Origin of the sequence: Methylovorus glucosotrophus (assembly GCF_009858335.1) — a bacterium.
Classification (GTDB): domain Bacteria; phylum Pseudomonadota; class Gammaproteobacteria; order Burkholderiales; family Methylophilaceae; genus Methylovorus; species Methylovorus glucosotrophus.
In genome coordinates, this window is record NZ_VMSE01000001.1 from 58959 (window position 1) to 75519 (window position 16561).

Annotated in this window: 15 protein-coding genes and 1 riboswitch; of the genes, 9 read left to right on the forward strand and 6 right to left on the reverse strand. The window is 52.8% G+C overall.

What is annotated here, in order from left to right:
• Positions 1-293: 293 nt before the first annotated feature.
• Both FNL37_RS00275 and FNL37_RS00280 read left to right on the forward strand, forming a co-directional pair.
• On the forward strand, positions 294-1550 hold the full coding sequence (locus FNL37_RS00275; protein ID WP_159354754.1) for a multidrug effflux MFS transporter: 1257 nt from the start codon (positions 294-296) through the stop codon (positions 1548-1550).
• Between the two features lie 393 nt (positions 1551-1943).
• Positions 1944-4178, forward strand: a complete 2235-nt coding sequence (locus tag FNL37_RS00280; RefSeq protein WP_244948158.1) for a glycoside hydrolase family 2 protein — start codon at positions 1944-1946, stop codon at positions 4176-4178.
• A gap of 16 nt (positions 4179-4194) precedes the next feature.
• On the opposite strand, the gene mqo is transcribed toward FNL37_RS00280, so the two are convergent.
• From mqo to FNL37_RS00295, 3 genes are all read right to left on the reverse strand, one after another.
• Positions 4195-5706 carry a malate dehydrogenase (quinone) gene (gene mqo / locus FNL37_RS00285; protein ID WP_159354755.1) on the reverse strand — a complete coding sequence of 504 codons (1512 nt, stop codon included), beginning with the start codon at positions 5704-5706 and terminating at the stop codon, positions 4195-4197.
• A 133-nt stretch (positions 5707-5839) separates the two neighbouring features.
• On the reverse strand, positions 5840-6352 hold the full coding sequence (locus tag FNL37_RS00290; RefSeq protein ID WP_013440834.1) for a YMGG-like glycine zipper-containing protein: 513 nt from the start codon (positions 6350-6352) through the stop codon (positions 5840-5842).
• A gap of 12 nt (positions 6353-6364) precedes the next feature.
• On the reverse strand, positions 6365-6790 hold the full coding sequence (locus tag FNL37_RS00295) for a hypothetical protein (RefSeq protein ID WP_015829062.1): 426 nt from the start codon (positions 6788-6790) through the stop codon (positions 6365-6367).
• Positions 6791-7000: 210 nt separating this feature from the next.
• Positions 7001-7065, forward strand: a riboswitch (Fluoride riboswitch).
• Positions 7066-7139: 74 nt separating this feature from the next.
• Here FNL37_RS00295 and crcB point away from each other — a divergent pair.
• The 4 genes from crcB (at position 7140) to hflX (ending at position 10182) form a co-directional block, all read left to right on the forward strand.
• Positions 7140-7523: a fluoride efflux transporter CrcB gene (crcB, locus tag FNL37_RS00300; protein WP_159354756.1), complete on the forward strand. Its 384-nt coding sequence runs from the start codon at positions 7140-7142 to the stop codon at positions 7521-7523.
• Positions 7524-7539: 16 nt separating this feature from the next.
• Positions 7540-7851 (forward strand): DUF190 domain-containing protein, encoded by a 312-nt coding sequence (locus tag FNL37_RS00305; RefSeq protein ID WP_159354757.1) that lies wholly within the window; start codon positions 7540-7542, stop codon positions 7849-7851.
• A gap of 52 nt (positions 7852-7903) precedes the next feature.
• Positions 7904-8779, forward strand: coding sequence for a PA4780 family RIO1-like protein kinase (locus tag FNL37_RS00310; RefSeq protein ID WP_041369855.1), 876 nt, complete (start codon positions 7904-7906; stop codon positions 8777-8779).
• A gap of 68 nt (positions 8780-8847) precedes the next feature.
• Positions 8848-10182: a GTPase HflX gene (hflX, locus tag FNL37_RS00315; protein ID WP_159354758.1), complete on the forward strand. Its 1335-nt coding sequence runs from the start codon at positions 8848-8850 to the stop codon at positions 10180-10182.
• A 73-nt stretch (positions 10183-10255) separates the two neighbouring features.
• Here hflX and gyrB read toward each other — a convergent pair whose 3' ends face one another.
• The 3 genes from gyrB to dnaA form a co-directional block, all read right to left on the reverse strand.
• Entirely contained in the window at positions 10256-12655 is a 2400-nt protein-coding gene (gyrB, locus tag FNL37_RS00320; protein ID WP_015829058.1) for a DNA topoisomerase (ATP-hydrolyzing) subunit B, read from the reverse strand.
• A gap of 75 nt (positions 12656-12730) precedes the next feature.
• Positions 12731-13834, reverse strand: coding sequence for a DNA polymerase III subunit beta (gene dnaN / locus FNL37_RS00325; RefSeq protein ID WP_159354759.1), 1104 nt, complete (start codon positions 13832-13834; stop codon positions 12731-12733).
• Between the two features lie 248 nt (positions 13835-14082).
• On the reverse strand, positions 14083-15492 hold the full coding sequence (dnaA, locus tag FNL37_RS00330) for a chromosomal replication initiator protein DnaA (protein ID WP_159354760.1): 1410 nt from the start codon (positions 15490-15492) through the stop codon (positions 14083-14085).
• A gap of 270 nt (positions 15493-15762) precedes the next feature.
• Between dnaA and rpmH the strand changes: the two genes are divergently transcribed.
• Genes rpmH through yidD form a run of 3 tightly spaced genes read left to right on the forward strand, consistent with a single transcriptional unit; the run spans position 15763 to position 16518 of the window.
• Positions 15763-15897 (forward strand): 50S ribosomal protein L34, encoded by a 135-nt coding sequence (rpmH, locus tag FNL37_RS00335; RefSeq protein WP_045751845.1) that lies wholly within the window; start codon positions 15763-15765, stop codon positions 15895-15897.
• A 4-nt stretch (positions 15898-15901) separates the two neighbouring features.
• Positions 15902-16303, forward strand: a complete 402-nt coding sequence (gene rnpA, locus FNL37_RS00340) for a ribonuclease P protein component (protein WP_244948159.1) — start codon at positions 15902-15904, stop codon at positions 16301-16303.
• Positions 16300-16518, forward strand: coding sequence for a membrane protein insertion efficiency factor YidD (yidD, locus tag FNL37_RS00345; RefSeq protein ID WP_159354761.1), 219 nt, complete (start codon positions 16300-16302; stop codon positions 16516-16518). The genes rnpA and yidD overlap by 4 nt, the downstream gene beginning before the upstream one ends.
• Positions 16519-16561: the final 43 nt, after the last annotated feature.

Consider the following 16561-nt stretch of genomic DNA (forward strand, 5'->3'; position numbering starts at 1 on the left):
GGTCATTAAACCGCCGTCGATATATCCCTGTAACGGAGCTCATGACGCAAGAACTTATTATGCAAACAACCCCTTATAAAACTATCCCAATTGCTGCTGAGTGTCCAATTTAAATATGCGCGGCTCAGGGTAAAATGCCCAGGGCTGACACCCGGCTGACGCGATGCCTACCACATGCCCACTTTAAAACTTTTTCACCTGCAAATTGACCAACCCAGCATGTGTCCGGCCATATCATCTCGTCCTTATCAACCAAGAAAACCTAACCGGGCAATCGCCCCTCCCATGGATATATGCCACTGATTCCTCGCAATAAATTATTTTCCAGCTCGACCACACTCGCCATCCTGCTTGCCGCACTTGCCATGCTGGGCCCTTTTTCGGTGGACACTTATCTGCCCGCTTTCCCAGCCATCCAGGCCTCCATCCATGCGACGCCGATTGAGGTGCAGCAAACCCTGACGGCTTACATGTTCGCGTTTGCCGTCATGATTCTCTGGCATGGAGCGCTGTCTGATGCGTTTGGCCGTCGCAATATCGTGCTGGTAGCGCTGGCTGTGTTTGCCATCGGTTCGCTGGGCTGTGCCGCCTCCCACAGTGTGGAATACCTGTGGGCGTTTCGCATTCTGCAGGGGGTCTCGGCCGGGGCGGGCGTAGTGGTGGGGCGTGCCATCATTCGCGACCGCTACGACGATGTGCCTGCTGCGCGCCTGTTGTCCCTGGTGACGATGATCTTTTCCATTGCCCCGGCCATCGCGCCTATCCTTGGTGGATGGATTGTGAAATGGTTTGATTGGCGCACCATATTTCTGGTGTTGTTTGTCTATACCATTCTGCTGTTCTGGGCCTGCTACAAGTTATTGCCCGAAACCTTGCCATTGGCCAAACGCCAGCCGTTTAATCCGCATTTTTTATGGGCCAGCTACAAGCAGGTATTCCGCTCGCCTTTGTTCCAGTTGAAGTCCGGTACCCTGGCCTTCAATTTTGCCGGTCTGTTTTTATATGTGGCTGCGGCACCCGTCTTTCTCACCGAACATTTGCATCTGGGGCCTGACCAGTTCGGCTGGCAGTTTATTCCTGCGGTGTCGGGTATTTTTCTGGGGGCCTTGGCCGCCAATCGCATGGCGGGCAAATTGCCCGTGCAGCGCCAGGTTCACATCGGCTTTATCTTCATGGTGGGCGCCGGCCTGGCCAACGTGATTTACCATGCCATTTTCCCGCCTGCCCTGCCCTGGTCGGTCATGCCGCTGTTTTTCTATACCATAGGCATGTCCATGGCCGCGCCTGGTATCACCTTGTTTGTGCTGGATCTATTCCCCGCCATCCGCGGGACCGTGGCTTCCTGCCAGTCCTTCACGCAAACCATGCTGTCGGCCGTTGTAGCAGGTGCGCTTGCGCCTGTGCTGTCTCATTCGGTATTGTGGCTGGCAGCAGGCCAACTGGGCTTCAGCCTGATTGGCCTCGTCTTATGGCTGGCTGGGCAACGTTATTATCGTCACAGCCAGCAACTGGAAGCTGAAAAGCTGAATGCCTGGGAAACCATCAAATAAAGCGCTAGTCCGACAGCCATGTCAGACCAGGCCTGATAGCCAGCCGATGCCATGCCCTTTAGACTGAGTATTCACTGTTGCTGCATGGATCAGATAGCGGCAACTTACTCGCAATAATGTACTCAGACGTTATGTTGGTTTTCACCGACTTCGTCACTCATCACAAGGAGAGCATCATGAGATTGTTGATCAAGACTTTGGTGGTTGGTTATATCGTTAAGCGTGTTGCAAAGTCTTACCTGCATCGCGAACCTGCGAAAATCGCAGAATAAGCTGACTGCAGCACAATCGGGCGCCCGCCAGCATGGGGCGCCTGTAATATCAGGGGCTTGCCCCCTGTCCGTTTTACCCTGCATTATCACTTCACATTAACAGGCTCGACTGGGATACACGTTGATAAAGAACATTCACAACGGGCGCCCGCTCGGGCCTGCCGTCTTTTTTCTGATACTGATGGCGGCGTGCTGGCTGGCCATCAATCCCGGGCTTGCGCAGGCAGCGCCATCCAGTGGCCCGCAAGTACTCGATTTATCGGGCAGTTGGCAGTTCATGCCCACCAATCGCATCCCCGTCACGCCGCCCCTGATACCGCCTGCAGAAGGCTGGAAAACCATCAATGTGCCTGACAACTGGTTCCGGCAAGGTCAGGATATCTCTGGGCAAGCCTGGTATAACACGCGCTTCAAACTGGATGAGAGCATGCGCGGCAAGCATGCCGAGTTGAAGTTTGAAGGGGTGGATTATCTGGCAGATGTCTGGGTCAATGGCCAGTATCTGGGTCACCATGAAGGTTATTTCCAGCCATTTTCGTTTGATATTACGCCGCATCTGCGCGATGGCGATAATGTCATTACCGTGCTGGTGGACAGCCCGCTGGAAAAACCTGAAGACTGGTCTTTGCATAAACGACTGGTGAAAGGGATATTCAGTCACCACGACACTCGCCCTGGCGGCGCGTGGTCAGTGCGTGGGCAAGAACAGAATACTGGCGGCATCTGGGCGCCGGTCAGCGTCGCCTTCAGTGATCAGCTTGCGATACAGGGTCTCAAGCTCACACCACGCCGCCATGGCAATGCCTGGCGCCTGGATGGCGAAGTCGCAGTGGCAGGAGATGTTTCACATGAAACCTTGGTTCAGGTTGAAGCCGAACTGGTGCCAGAAAATTTTGCAGGCCGCAGCTATCGTTTTGCACAACCCCTCAAGTTAAAGCCTGGTAGCCAGACCTTTAACATGCAGTATGCGCTCACCCAGCCCGAGCTCTGGTGGCCAGCCGACTATGGCAAACCCAATCTGTATCGCTTCAAGCTGCGTATCACCAACAATGGTCGTGTATTGGACTCCCGAGAACAGGTGCTCGGTCTGCGAGAGATCCGTGTCGATGAAACCACTCAGCAGTGGTACATCAATAATCACCGCATGTTCATCCGTGGCACCAACTATATTGGCAGCCAGTGGCTGGCGGAAATGACGCCCGACCGTTATGAGCGCGATATCCGCATGATGCGCGACGCCCATGTGAATGCCATCCGCGTGCATGCCCATATCGCATCGGCAGCGTTTTACGACGCCTGCGATCGCAATGGCATGCTGGTGATGCAGGATTTCCCCCTGCTCTGGGGATATAGCGATGACGAGGCTTTTCATCGTACCGCACGCGCGCAGGCGGCAGACATGGTCCGCACCCTGTACCACCATCCCTCAGTGGTTTCCTGGACCATGCACAACGAACCGCCCTGGGATTCCCCATGGATGGTGAGCAAGTATCCGGACTATCGCGCTGATCAGAATCTCGCGCTGGATAATGCGCTTTATCAGGACGTGCGGGCGCTGGACGACACCCGCATCACACGCCGCGAATCCGGCACCAAGGAGCATGAATGGCTGGGCTGGTACTCGGACAACTGGCATGCCTTCGCCCGCCCTGCTCCTAACCCATGGATTACCGAGTTTGGTGCGCAGGCATTGCCCGTTATGAGCAGCCTTCAGCGCCTGTTTACAGATGCAGAGATGTGGCCGCAAACGGAGCCACAATGGGAAAAATGGCAATTCCATAACTTTCAGCCACATGAAACCTTCAATATTGCCCATGTGCCGCGCGGCAACAATGTGCAGGAGCTGATGGAAAATACCCAGGCGTATCAATCGCGTCTGATTCAGTTTGCTGCCGAAAACTACCGGCGACAGCGCTATGCCCCGGTATCCGCCATTTTCCAATTCATGTTTGTAGAAAACTGGCCTTCCATCAACTGGGGGGTCGTGGATTACTGGCGCCAGCCCAAACCCGGCTATGAGGCCCTGCGCACGGCTTTTCAACCCGTGCTGCCCAGCCTGCAATGGGTGAAAGACCAATACGCGAGTGGTGAAACCATCATCATTGGTTTATGGGCCATTAACGATCTTTGGCAGCCATACCCGCAGGCGAAGTACACCATCAGCCTGTTGCGAGATGGTCAGGCCGTAGATCAACGCGAATGGATGCTGGATATGGCCGCCGATAGCGGCAAAAAGCTGGAAGATTACCGCCTGGAACAAGCCAAACCAGGCCAGTACGAGCTGCAGGCAGAGTTACAGGATAGCCAGGGCAAGCGGCTCGGCAGCAACCGCTACCGGTTTACTGTCGCCCCTTAGGAAGCCGCCTGACTGATCAAGCTTTCAGCTTGAGAGTGTGCAAGGTGCGAGTACGCACTTGCGCAAGCAAGTCCGCATCCTCAATCAAAGACTCGCCCCAGGAAGGCACCATGGCTTTCAATTGCTGTTGCCATGCCGTATCTTGCAGGCGCGCCTTGAAACAGCGCTGCAGCACATCCAGCATGGCCTGTACCGAGGTGGATGCCCCAGGGGAAGCCCCGAGCAATGCTGCCAGCGTACCGTCGGCCGAGGCGACTATCTCCGTGCCGAATTCAAGCTTGCCGCCTTTATCTTCACAGCGCTTGATGATCTGCACGCGCTGACCTGCCTTGGCGAGCGTCCAGTCTTCATCACGCGCTTGCGGGTAAAACTGGCGCAACGCTTCGACGCGTTTGCTGTGTGACTGAAACACCTCGCCTATCAGATACCGCGTCAGGTCAAGATTGTGCCGACCGGCCCCCAGCATGGATTTGAGATTGCGTGGCTTCACCGAGGCCGGCAGGTTCAACCAGGAGCCTTGCTTGAGAAACTTGGTGGTGAACCCGGCATATGGACCAAACAGCAAGGCGGGCTTGCCATCAATATAGCGGGTATCCAGATGGGGTACCGACATGGGCGGCGCGCCCAGCGGGGCCTTGCCATAGACCTTGGCCTGATGCTGACGAATGATCTCCGGCTTGTTGCACACCAGCCATAAACCACTGACCGGAAAACCGCCATAGCCACGTGCTTCGGGAATGCCTGACTTCTGCAACAAAGGTAGCGCACCGCCGCCCGCACCCAGAAATACAAAGCCAGCCTCCACCACCTGGCTATTGGCGGCTTGCTTGCCTTTCAGTTGCACGCGCCAGCGGCCACTCGACAGCTGACGCAGACTTTTCACGCTGGTATGGGTCTTGAGCTCAAACCCTGTACGCGTTTGCAGCGACTGCACCAGCTGGCGGGTCAGTGCACCAAAATCAATATCGCTGCCATAGGCCACGCGCGTAGCAGCTACTGGCTGCGAGGCCGGGCGATCACGCATGACCAATGGCATCCACTCCGCAATCACGCGAGGATCATCGCTGAACTCCATATCCTTGAACAAAGGGTGCTGGCTGAGCGCCGCATGGCGCTGACGCAGAAATTCGACGTTCTCCGCGCCCCAGACAAAGCTTTCATGCGGGGTGGGACGAATAAACTGCTGGGGCTCAGGCAATAGCTTGTTTTCGACCAGCCAGGACCAGAATTGCAAGGAAACTTCAAATGCCGCATTAATGCCAAGGGCGCGCTTGATCTCCACCTTGCCATCCGGCAATTGTGGAGTGTAATTGAGCTCACAATAGCCTGCATGGCCGGTACCGGCATTATTCCAGCCATCCGAGCTCTCGGCGGCGACCTGTGGCAGACGTTCCACCATCAAGATGGTCAAGGTGGGATCCAGCTGTTGCAGCATGGTGCCCAGGGTGGCGCTCATCACACCCCCGCCTACCAACAATATATCAACCTGCCTGTCTGCCACGTCTCTCCCCAAGCGCTTGATGCGCATCCGTCGATTGCATGATGAATAGCGGCGCTATTATAACTGCTTGGGGCTTGGCCTGCTCGGTGCAGACCGGCGTATAAAGGGCTGCATACCTTGCAGCATGCAGCCCTGATCATGTAGCGCTAGATAAATGCGCTCAGTAGTACCCTGGCGGAGGGGGTGGAGGTGGATAGTAAGCAGGTTGCGGGGGACTGTAAGTCTGCACCACACGGCGTTGATTTGCTTCGCTAGCCGCCACTGGCACCTGATGTCCCTTGGCGTACATGCATTGCAAATACGCATTATCGTAGCGTTGCTGCACAGTATAAGAGGAGGCCTGTGCCGCATCTGCGCCAGCTGCTGTGCCTACCAGCAAGCCGGTGCCTGCACCGAAGGCTGTGGCGCCATGCCCACCGATGGCAGCACCCAGCACCGCACCTACCGCCGTACCCACAGCCGCACTTTTCACCATGCTATCGTTGCCAGCTTGCTTTGCCGAGGCTCCGCTTTGTTCCAGACCATATTGACGGCAACTGGCGTCATCGGCGCGGAATTGGTCAAATGTTTTGGTACTGCCAGGCAAAGCCATACGGCTAGGACCATCCGGTACGGTCACGCAACCACTCACCACCAGGCTACCGCCGAGCAATAAACATAATGGAATCTTCATGATGTTCTCTCCCTACTTGGCGGGTGCAGGGGGTTGTGGAGCCACCTTTTGCCAGCCTTGTGGGCATTCCTTCACATAAGGGTAATAGCCTTCGGGTTGCGCGCAGTGATACCAGTAATTATCCGTAGCAGGGGCTGCGGGCGCCTGAGCCGGTGCGGGAGCAACCTGGGCTTGTGGTTGCTCCACATACACTTCAGGCTGAGGTGCTGGACGCACAATCACAGCAGGAGGCAAGGGATAAGGATAATAGAAAGGATCGTAGTAATACGGCCGGGGATAATAAGGACCCCAGCCAGGTCCCCAACCGGGACCAAAACCCGGACCGACATAAACACCTACACTCCCGTGAAAATGTCCACGATCAGCCAATGCGACTCCGCTGCCCAGCAAACCTGCAGCCACACTTAATGCCAAGATGATATTTTTAAAGCCATGCATATTGTTAATCCTGTCTACCCGTCGAAATGCGGGTTACTCATAAGACTGGATTGCGGAATATGCAGTTCTTGTTCCCCGTGTAAAGTTGTGTAAACAATCCACCTATAAATCATCAACTTATGAAGTGATTAATCGCTTTTTTGAATATTTCTGCGTTCGCGGCTTTATCCGGTTCGACAGTTAGATTTTTTCCCAGCCGACGGCTATACTACAGGCGGTGGAGATGGCATTCCTCCCTTAACCGCTGCCTTGCAGCTGATGATGCCTACGATAACACCCTGGCCAGGGTGCGTAGGTACACGCCCCCTGTCCCGGCTTTGCAATCTGCCAATCCTGAAGGACAGTTTTCATGATTAACTCTATTTTCGTTATCGGCCTCGGTGCGGCATTAGGGGCTATATCGCGCTGGTGGCTGGGCTCGACACTCAATGCCCTTTTTCCGGCCATACCGCCAGGTACACTGGCTGCCAACCTGATTGGTGGCTATCTGATCGGTTTGCTTCTGGCGCTGTTTGCCAGCCTGCCGCAGTTGTCTCCCGAGTGGCGCTTGTTTGCCATCACTGGTTTTTTAGGTGGACTCACGACTTTCTCCACTTTTTCTGCCGAGGTAACTGCCTTGCTGCAGCAGGGTCGCCTTAGCTGGGCCGGCGCTGCCATTCTGCTGCATGTGGTGGGCTCGATCAGCATGACACTGCTCGGCTTTGCCACCATCAACGCGATCAAATCGCTTTAGAAAAGAGGAGCCCGCCATGCAAGGATTTCAACTCACGTTTTACACCGCACAAAACCGCCATCATGAACAGCGGCCCATGCACGACTGGTTGCTGGATGAAGCACGCAAGCTGGGGATCAAAGGTGCCACTATTATTCCTGCCAGGCAGGGTTATGGACATGATGGCGTTTTGCATGCCGCGCATTTTTTTGAACTGGCAGATCAACCGGTACTGGTGGTCATGATTGTTCAAGCTAGCGAAGCTGACCAGCTTTTTGCTGTTTTGGCGCAACATGCGCTTTCCCTGTTTTACGTCAAAACCCCGGTTGAATTCGGTACCACGGGTTAACACGCTACCCGCAAGTTTGCCGGGGCGCTTGCAGCCCCGTATGATGGGGCCAATGAAACCTCCCAAACGCCTGGAGCCCCTGATTGAAGATGGGCTGATTGATGAAGTGCTGCGCCAGCTCATGAGTGGCAAGGAAGCCACCGTTTATGTGGTGCGATGCGGCGATGATGTCCGCTGTGCCAAAGTCTACAAGGAAGCCGATAAACGCAGCTTTCGCCAGAGTGTGGATTACACCGAGGGCCGCAAGGTTAAAAGCAGCCGCCAGGCCCGTGCCATGGGCAAAGGTTCGCGCTATGGGCGCAAGCTGCAGGAAGAAGCCTGGCAGAGTGCCGAGGTCGACGCGCTCTATCGCCTCGCGGCGGCTGGCGTACGCGTACCCCAGCCATACAATTTTTACGAGGGTGTGCTCCTGATGGAGCTGGTAACGGATGCCGCGGGCCACGCCGCTCCTCGCCTCAACGATGTCGAATTCACCGAGCAAGAAGCGCTGCAGCATCACCAAAGCTTGCTGGTGGATGTCATCCGCATGCTGAATGCGGGTATCGTGCATGGCGACCTTTCCGAATTCAACATCCTGTTGGGTATTGATGGCCCCGTGATCATCGATTTGCCGCAGGCTGTAAATGCAGCTGGTAACAACCACGCCAGCAGCATGCTGGAGCGCGATGTGGATAACCTGGCTGCTTATTTCGGCCGCTTTGCCCCTTCGCTACTCGGCACGCAATATGGCAAGGAAATTTGGTCCCTGTATGCGCATGGCGACCTGAGCACCGAATCCTCACTTAGCGGGCAGGTAGCTCCAGATGCTATACCGGTGGATTTGAAGAGCGTGCTGCGCGTGATTGATGATGTGCGCAAGGAAGAAGAAAAAAAGCAGGCCCGCGCCACCGAAACACCCGCACATAAAATTCGACCACAACATAGTTAATAACATTTTTCCCAATACGCATTTCTGATCGCTCAGGCGATTTTTTTCAAGGCACCCTACCCCTGACTATGCAAACAGAAGTAAAAGACGCTCCAAAGTACGCCATTGTCGCCTCCGTGCAATTACCCAGTGTCAGCGACATTGAGTTTGAGGCATCCCTCACCGAACTGCGGGAACTTGCCAAAACGCTGGGCTACCATGTGGTCCATACCTTTGTGCAAAAGCGCGGCAGTTTTGATACCACGGCTTATCTCGGCATCGGCAAACGTCAGGAAATCCAGGCCTGGGTCAGCCATGAAAACGAAATCGCCGAGCAGGAAGACGCTCCCGCAGATAGCCATCTCATCGAGGCTATTCTGGTTGACCATGAAATCTCGCCCTCCCAGGCGCGCAACCTGGAAAAAGAAACGGGCTGTGAAGTCATGGACCGCACGATGGTGATCCTGGAAATCTTCCATCGGAATGCCCGTTCCCGGGCGGCCAAAGCCCAGGTAGAGATTGCACGCCTGGGATACATGGCACCCAGACTGCGTGAAGCCGCCAAGCTTGCTGGGCCACAGGGCCGCCAGCGTAGCGGTGTCGGCGGCCGCGGTGCGGGGGAATCCTCTACTGAGCTGGACCGCCGCAAGATACGCGACCGCATCGCCGAGCTACAGCTGGAAATATTGGCGATGGAGGCTGAACGCAAAACACAGCGCGCGAGGAGGCAGCAGCGACAAGGCCTCACCAGCGTTGCGCTCGTAGGCTATACCAATGCCGGCAAATCTACCCTGATGCGTGCCCTTACCGGCAGTGAAGTGCTGGTGGCCAACAAACTTTTTGCCACACTCGACACCACCGTACGTACGCTCTATCCGGAAAGTGTGCCGCGCGTGCTGGTGAGCGATACCGTAGGCTTCATCAAAAACCTGCCCCACGGTCTGGTCGCGTCCTTCAAATCCACACTGGATGAAGCGCTGGATGCCGCCCTGCTGCTACATGTGATCGACGCCAGCGACCCCGGTTTTGAACGCCAGCTGGAAATAACGGACAAGGTGCTTGAGGAAATCAACGCCGATGATGTCCCGCGCATTCGCGTCTTCAATAAAATTGACCATGTAGGCGATGCAGCAGCGCAGGCCGAGCGCGAAGCCGCCCTCAAAGCCCAATACCCTGACTGTGTGGTCATGAGCGCCCGTCGGCCTGACGATGTCGCCAGGCTGCACAAGATGATCGTGGCGTTTTTCCAGCGTGACCTGATTGAGACGGAAATTTTTGTTCCCTGGGCCCAGCAACAACTGTTAGGCGAAATCTATGCGACCTGCCAGGTTAGGGGCGAGCGATCGGATGAGCAAGGAACATTCTTCCAGATATGTGGTGAAGCTTCGGTATTGGAAAGATTGCAGCAAAAACTGTCTGACTAGTTCTATCAATAGTACTGAACGTAAAAAAGCGGCTTTTAGGCCGCTTTTTTAATGGCTAAATCAAGCTAAGTGCTTAAATATCCAGGTTATTTACACCAAGTGCATTACTTTCAATAAAGGCACGGCGTGGTTCTACCTGGTCGCCCATCAAGGTGGTGAAAATCTCGTCCGCGGCAATCGCATCGTCAATCTGCACTTTTAACAAGCGGCGCACTGTCGGGTCCATGGTGGTTTCCCACAGCTGTTCCGGGTTCATTTCGCCCAAGCCTTTGTAGCGCTGGATATTGAGGTTGTGCTTGGCTTCCTCCAGCAACCAGTCAAGTGCTGCCTTGAAGTTGCTGACAGGTTGCGATTTTTCACCGCGTTTGATGCTGGCGCCTTCACCCAGCAGGCCTTGCAGCATGACCGACATCTTGCTGATCTGGCGGTAATCGCCGCTGGCGAGGAAGTCGGTATCAACTACGCAGGATTGCAAATTACCGTGCACGTATTTGTTCACTTCCAGGCGATAAGTCCCGGTTTCCAGGTCTTGTGCCACAATGACTTCAGATCCGGTGTGACCCAGCAATGGCCGCAATTTTTCAGCGACGGCATTGGCATTGGCTTCTGTATCCAGCTCGACGGTGCCTTCTACATTTTGCAGGGCTCGCAACACGCTTTCATCGTAAAGGGAGGCAAGGCGGCGGATAACCGCCTCGGTGAGCACCATTTGCTTGGCAATTTCAGCCAGTTGCTCACCTGCCAGCGTTTCTCCACCTTCTCGTGTCAACAGCTCGGCACCCTTGAGCGAAGATTGCAGCAGGTATTGATCCAGCTCCTGCTGATCCTTGAGATAACGTTCGTCCTTGCCCTGCTTGACCTTGTAGAGCGGTGGCTGGGCAATATAGATATGGCCGCGTTCCACCAGTTCCGTCATTTGACGGTAGAAGAATGTCAGCAACAAGGTACGGATGTGGGCACCATCAACGTCCGCATCGGTCATGATGATGATGCGGTGGTAACGCAGCTTGTCGGCACTAAAGTCGTCTTTGCCTATGCCTGTGCCCATGGCAGTAATCAGGGTGGCAATTTCCTGCGAGGACAATAGCTTGTCGAAGCGGGCTTTTTCCACATTCAGGATCTTACCCTTCAGCGGCAAAATGGCCTGGAATTTGCGATCACGGCCTTGCTTGGCAGAACCACCCGCGGAGTCACCCTCCACCAGGTACAGCTCGCATTTGGTTGGGTCACGTTCCTGGCAGTCGGCCAGTTTACCCGGCAAACCCATGGTGTCCATAGCGCCCTTGCGGCGTGTCATTTCACGCGCCTTGCGGGCAGCATCGCGTGCCCGGGCAGCATCAATGATCTTGTTACAGATCACTTTGGCATCGACTGGGTTTTCCAGCAGAAACTCGGCAAGCTTGGCGGCCACTACTTCCTGCACCACTGGCTGAACTTCGCCAGACACCAGTTTATCTTTGGTTTGTGAAGAAAATTTTGGCTCAGGTACTTTGACGGACAGAACGCAGGTCAAGCCTTCGCGCATGTCATCGCCCGTGGTTTCAATTTTCGCTTTTTTGGCGAGTTCGTTTTGCTCAATGTAGTTATTGAGTGTCCGTGTCATCGCCGTGCGCAAGCCGGTCAGGTGAGTACCACCATCGCGTTGCGGAATGTTGTTGGTAAAGCATTGCACGGTTTCCGCATAGGAGTCATTCCACTGCATGGAAACCTCAATGGTCATGCCATCTTTTTCGCCCACTGCATAGAACGGCTTGGGATGCAGCACCGTCTTGCTGCGGTTCATGTATTCCACAAAGCCGCGTACACCACCAGAATGGGCAAAGTTTTCAGACTTGCCATTGCGTTGGTCAATGAGCTCGATCTTGACACCGTTATTCAGGAAGGACAGTTCACGAATACGCTTGGCCAGTATTTCGAAGTGAAATTCCACCAGACCAAAGGTTTCGATAGAGGCCAGGAAGTGGACTTCAGTGCCTTTACGCTCCGTGGTGCCGGTAATCGCCAGTGGAGCAACAGCTTCACCACGGCGGAACTCCATCTGATGCACTTGGCCATTACGGTAAATTTTTAGCTTAAGCCAGTCAGACAAGGCATTTACGACGGAAACACCCACGCCATGCAGACCACCAGACACTTTGTAAGAGTTTTGATCGAACTTGCCGCCTGCATGCAGCTCCGTCATTACAATTTCAGCAGCCGAGCGTTTTACCGCCTTGATGTCATCGTGTTTGATATCGGTAGGAATACCGCGACCATTATCAGAAACGCTGACGGAATTATCCGGATGGATAATCACCTTGATGTCATCGCAATGTCCGGCCAATGCTTCATCGATCGCATTATCCAGCACCTCGAATACCATATGGTGTAATCCACTCCCATCGGACGTGTCACCAATGTACATGCCAGGACGCTTGCGTACTGCGTCCAGACCTTCAAGAATCTTAATACTGGATGAATCGTAGTCTGTCATGCTTTTGTCTTTTCAAAGTTTCACGTGAAACACTTAAATCTAATGAAATCTACTGCAAGTCTCTAAACCGATGATTTAAATTCGCATCGGCATAACAACGTATTTGTAGGTTTCGTCATCTGCTACCGTTACCAGGCAGCTGCTGTTTGCGTCCGCAAACGAGAAAGTCACGCTATCGCAATTCACATTATTCAGCACATCAATCATGTAGGTCACATTGAAGCCGATGTCCAGTGAATCTCCTGCGTAGGCAATCTCCAGTTCCTCTTCTGCCTCTTCCTGCTCGCTGTTCGTGCTGATCAAACGCAGACTGTCGCTTCCAAGCACCATGCGAATACCACGATACTTTTCATTTGACAGAATGGAGGCACGTTGCATGGCCAGCAGAATGGTCATGCGATCAACGTTAAAGCTGTTTTTGTGCCCTACCGGAATTACGCGTGTGTAATCAGGGAATTTGCCATCAATTACTTTGGAGATGAGTTTGATATCACCAAACGAAAAATTCACCTGCCCACTGGCAATCTCAATAGTGACATCTTCTTCGCTGTCATCCAGCAGTTTGATTAACTCAATCACTGTCTTGCGTGGGAGGATAAGCTCTTGTTTTTCGTAGCTTTGTGCGAGCTCCGTTGAGGTAAAACTCAATCGATGGCCATCTGTACCCACGACATTCAGGCGATTACCGTTGACCTCGAACAGTAATCCATTCAGATAGTAACGTATATCTTGCTGCGCCATGGCAAATTCTACTTGCTTGAATAAGCGCTTGAGCGATTTCTGATCGATGGTTACTACGGTGTATGTCGTACCGGTCGCTTTCGTCATGACCGGATAATCAGCAGCAGGCAAGGTTTGCAGGTTAAACCGGCTTTTCCCTGTTTTTACCTGGATACGGCTATCTGCCGTTGCCATCGTGATCTCGGCATTCTCTGGCAAGGATCTGCAGATATCCAGCAATTTTTTGGCGGATATGGTGGTGGACAACTCGCCACCTACAGGAGTTTGTAAGGCTAGCGATATTTGCATTTCCAAGTCAGTTGCGGTCAGAACGATCTTCTCGTCCTTTGCTTCCAGCAAAAGGTTGGAAAGTATAGGCAACGTATGCCTTCTTTCTACGATGCTCGTCACAGAAGACAGGGGTTTTAACAAGGTATCGCGATTTATTTTGATGTTCATGTTTTATAACAATCTAAATAATAAATTCTGTAGTAATAACAATAATGGTGTGAACTTCTGTTGATAACTCGTTTTTTTATAATTAAATCAATTTATTATTTAACTTTTATGTCTGCGTAAAACTAGCAATACTGCTGTGGATAAAATGTTACTTATTCTACCCTTTTATTAAAATCGCGCCTAACCTGCATTTACATACACAACTTATCCACGGCTTAACTTAGCTCAGATCACCCTACTCTATCGCCTTAATCACGAATCACCTGGGTAAGAAAAGCGATATCTCGTGCAACATTGGGGTCATTCTGGCGTAACTGCTCAACTTCTTCACATGCGTGCATGACAGTCGTGTGATGCCGACTACCAAAGGCTTCTCCTATTTCTGGAAAGCTGTGGTTGGTCAGTTCCCGAGCGAGTGCCATGGCGATCTGCCGGGGACGTGCAAAGTTGCGTGAGCGCTTTTTACTATACATTTCAGCAACTTTGATCTTGTAGTAGTCGGCGACGGTTTTTTGGATATTCTCCATCGTGATCTGACGCCCACGTACCGCAATCAGGTCTTTCAGCGCATCTTTTGCCAGGTGAACATCAATCGGGTTACCAGTAAAGTTGGCCATGGCCACAATCCGGTTTAACGCCCCTTCCAGTTCGCGCACACTGGATCTTACTTGCTTCGCAATAAAGAAGGCGACGTCCTCGTGCAGTACAAACTTCGCTTCCTCGGCCTTTTTCAGCAGGATGGCAACACGCATTTCCAGTTCCGGAGGCTCTACCGCGACGGTCAATCCCCAGCTGAAGCGGGTGCGCAAGCGTTCATCCACATCCACGATTTCCTTGGGATAGGTATCGCAGGTAATGATGATCTGCTTTTTCGCTTCAATTAATGAGTTGAATGCATAGAAGAACTCTTCCTGGGTCCGGCTTTTCTTGGCGAAGAATTGAATATCATCGATCAATAGCAGATCCAGTGAATGATATTGGCGTTTGAATTCATCAAACGCTTTCAGTTCATAGGCTTTAACCACATCAGACACATAACGCTCCGCATGCAGATAACGGATCTTGGCATCCGGGCGATTCATTTTCAGATGGTTGCCTATCGCTTGCAGCAAATGCGTTTTACCCAAGCCCACGCCACCGTAGATGAATAAAGGGTTATAGGCAGTCCCGGGATTTTCCGCCACTTGCAGGGCGGCTGCGCGCGCTAACTGGTTGGCACGGCCCGTCACAAAGTTATCGAAATTGAAGGCGCTGTTGAGACCGCTAGGATTACCGTGCGGTTTGCTTTTTTTGGACTCAACATTTTTCGCAGCGGGTTTTTTTGCAGGGGTTTCCTGAAGGAACGGCGCTGCAGCCTCTTCTACCTTAAGGTCAGCAGAGGAAGTCTTAACGACTGGGGCTGCCATTTGCTTCTTCATTGAGGGGTCTTGCAGCCCCAGTTCGATTTCAACGGGATGCTGTATCAGCTCTTCGGCGAGATTCTGGATACGAGGTAGAAAGCGGTCTTTCACCCATTGCTGGACGAAGCGATTCGGCGCAAATAACCGCAAGGTATGGTTATGCGTCTCAAAATGTAACGGCTTGATCCAGGTATTGAATTGCTGAGCTGACAGTTCCTGCTCAAAGCGGCCCAGACAGATAGACCAAAAATTTTCCATCGGTTGCCCGATTCCTCAACTGATAGCAAATATGGAATTTGCCCGAATGCTTGTATTCTTGTTTTCGAGCACCAGAGCCGCCACTGGCACCGATTGGAGACGGCGTGACGGCAAGGGATTCATTCTAGCGGGTTTAATTAAACTTATCCACAAGCAATCCATAAGCAAATGTGGATAAGGATTAACTTGAAATAAACATTGACAGGGTGCTGTTATATCAGGTTAAATTACGCCCTTTGTTTAGAAACGCACAGAAGTCGGAGATTCACAATGAAACGTACATACCAGCCTTCGAAAGTTCGTCGCGCTCGCACTCATGGTTTCTTGGTGCGCATGAAAACCCGTGGTGGCCGTGCAGTAATTGCAGCGCGTCGTGCCAAGGGTCGTGCTCGTCTAGCTGTATAAGTGTGTGACGATATCGGTTAATCCAGTTTTGGCTAAGCCAAAGTTTGGTTTTCCTAACCGAGTTAGAATTATTAAAACGGATGATTTTTCATCCGTTTTTAATTTCCGCAAGCGTATTTCTGGTCATTATCTCGCCATACATTACCAATATAATTCCCTGAACACGCCAAGGCTTGGCCTGATTGTAGGCAAGAAAATAGCCAAGCGCGCTGTAGACAGAAATTATATGAAGCGCGTTCTTCGAGAGCAGTTTCGGCTACATCAGCACGATATTGCTTCTCTGGATCTGGTCGTGCGAGTCCAGCGTGCCTATGAACCAGGCGATTACCCTAGCCTTGTTGGTGAGTTTTGCGAGTTGCTGCAAAAACTGGGAAAACAGATCGAAAAGCGGAAATCAATGTCATGAGCTTACTGGCGAAAGCCTTGGTCGCTATCATTCGGCTTTACCAGGTAGCCTTAAGCCCTTATTTTGGGCAACAGTGCCGGTTCAGCCCGACATGTTCTCAATATACGATAGAGGCGATTAATAAGCACGGTGCTTTATCCGGCTTAGCCTACGGTGTCCGTCGTATCGGAAAATGCCATCCCAGGCATCCAGGTGGGCATGATCCTGTGCCCTGATATTTGCAGGAAATCAAGCAAGTCATTCATGCATTTCAACATT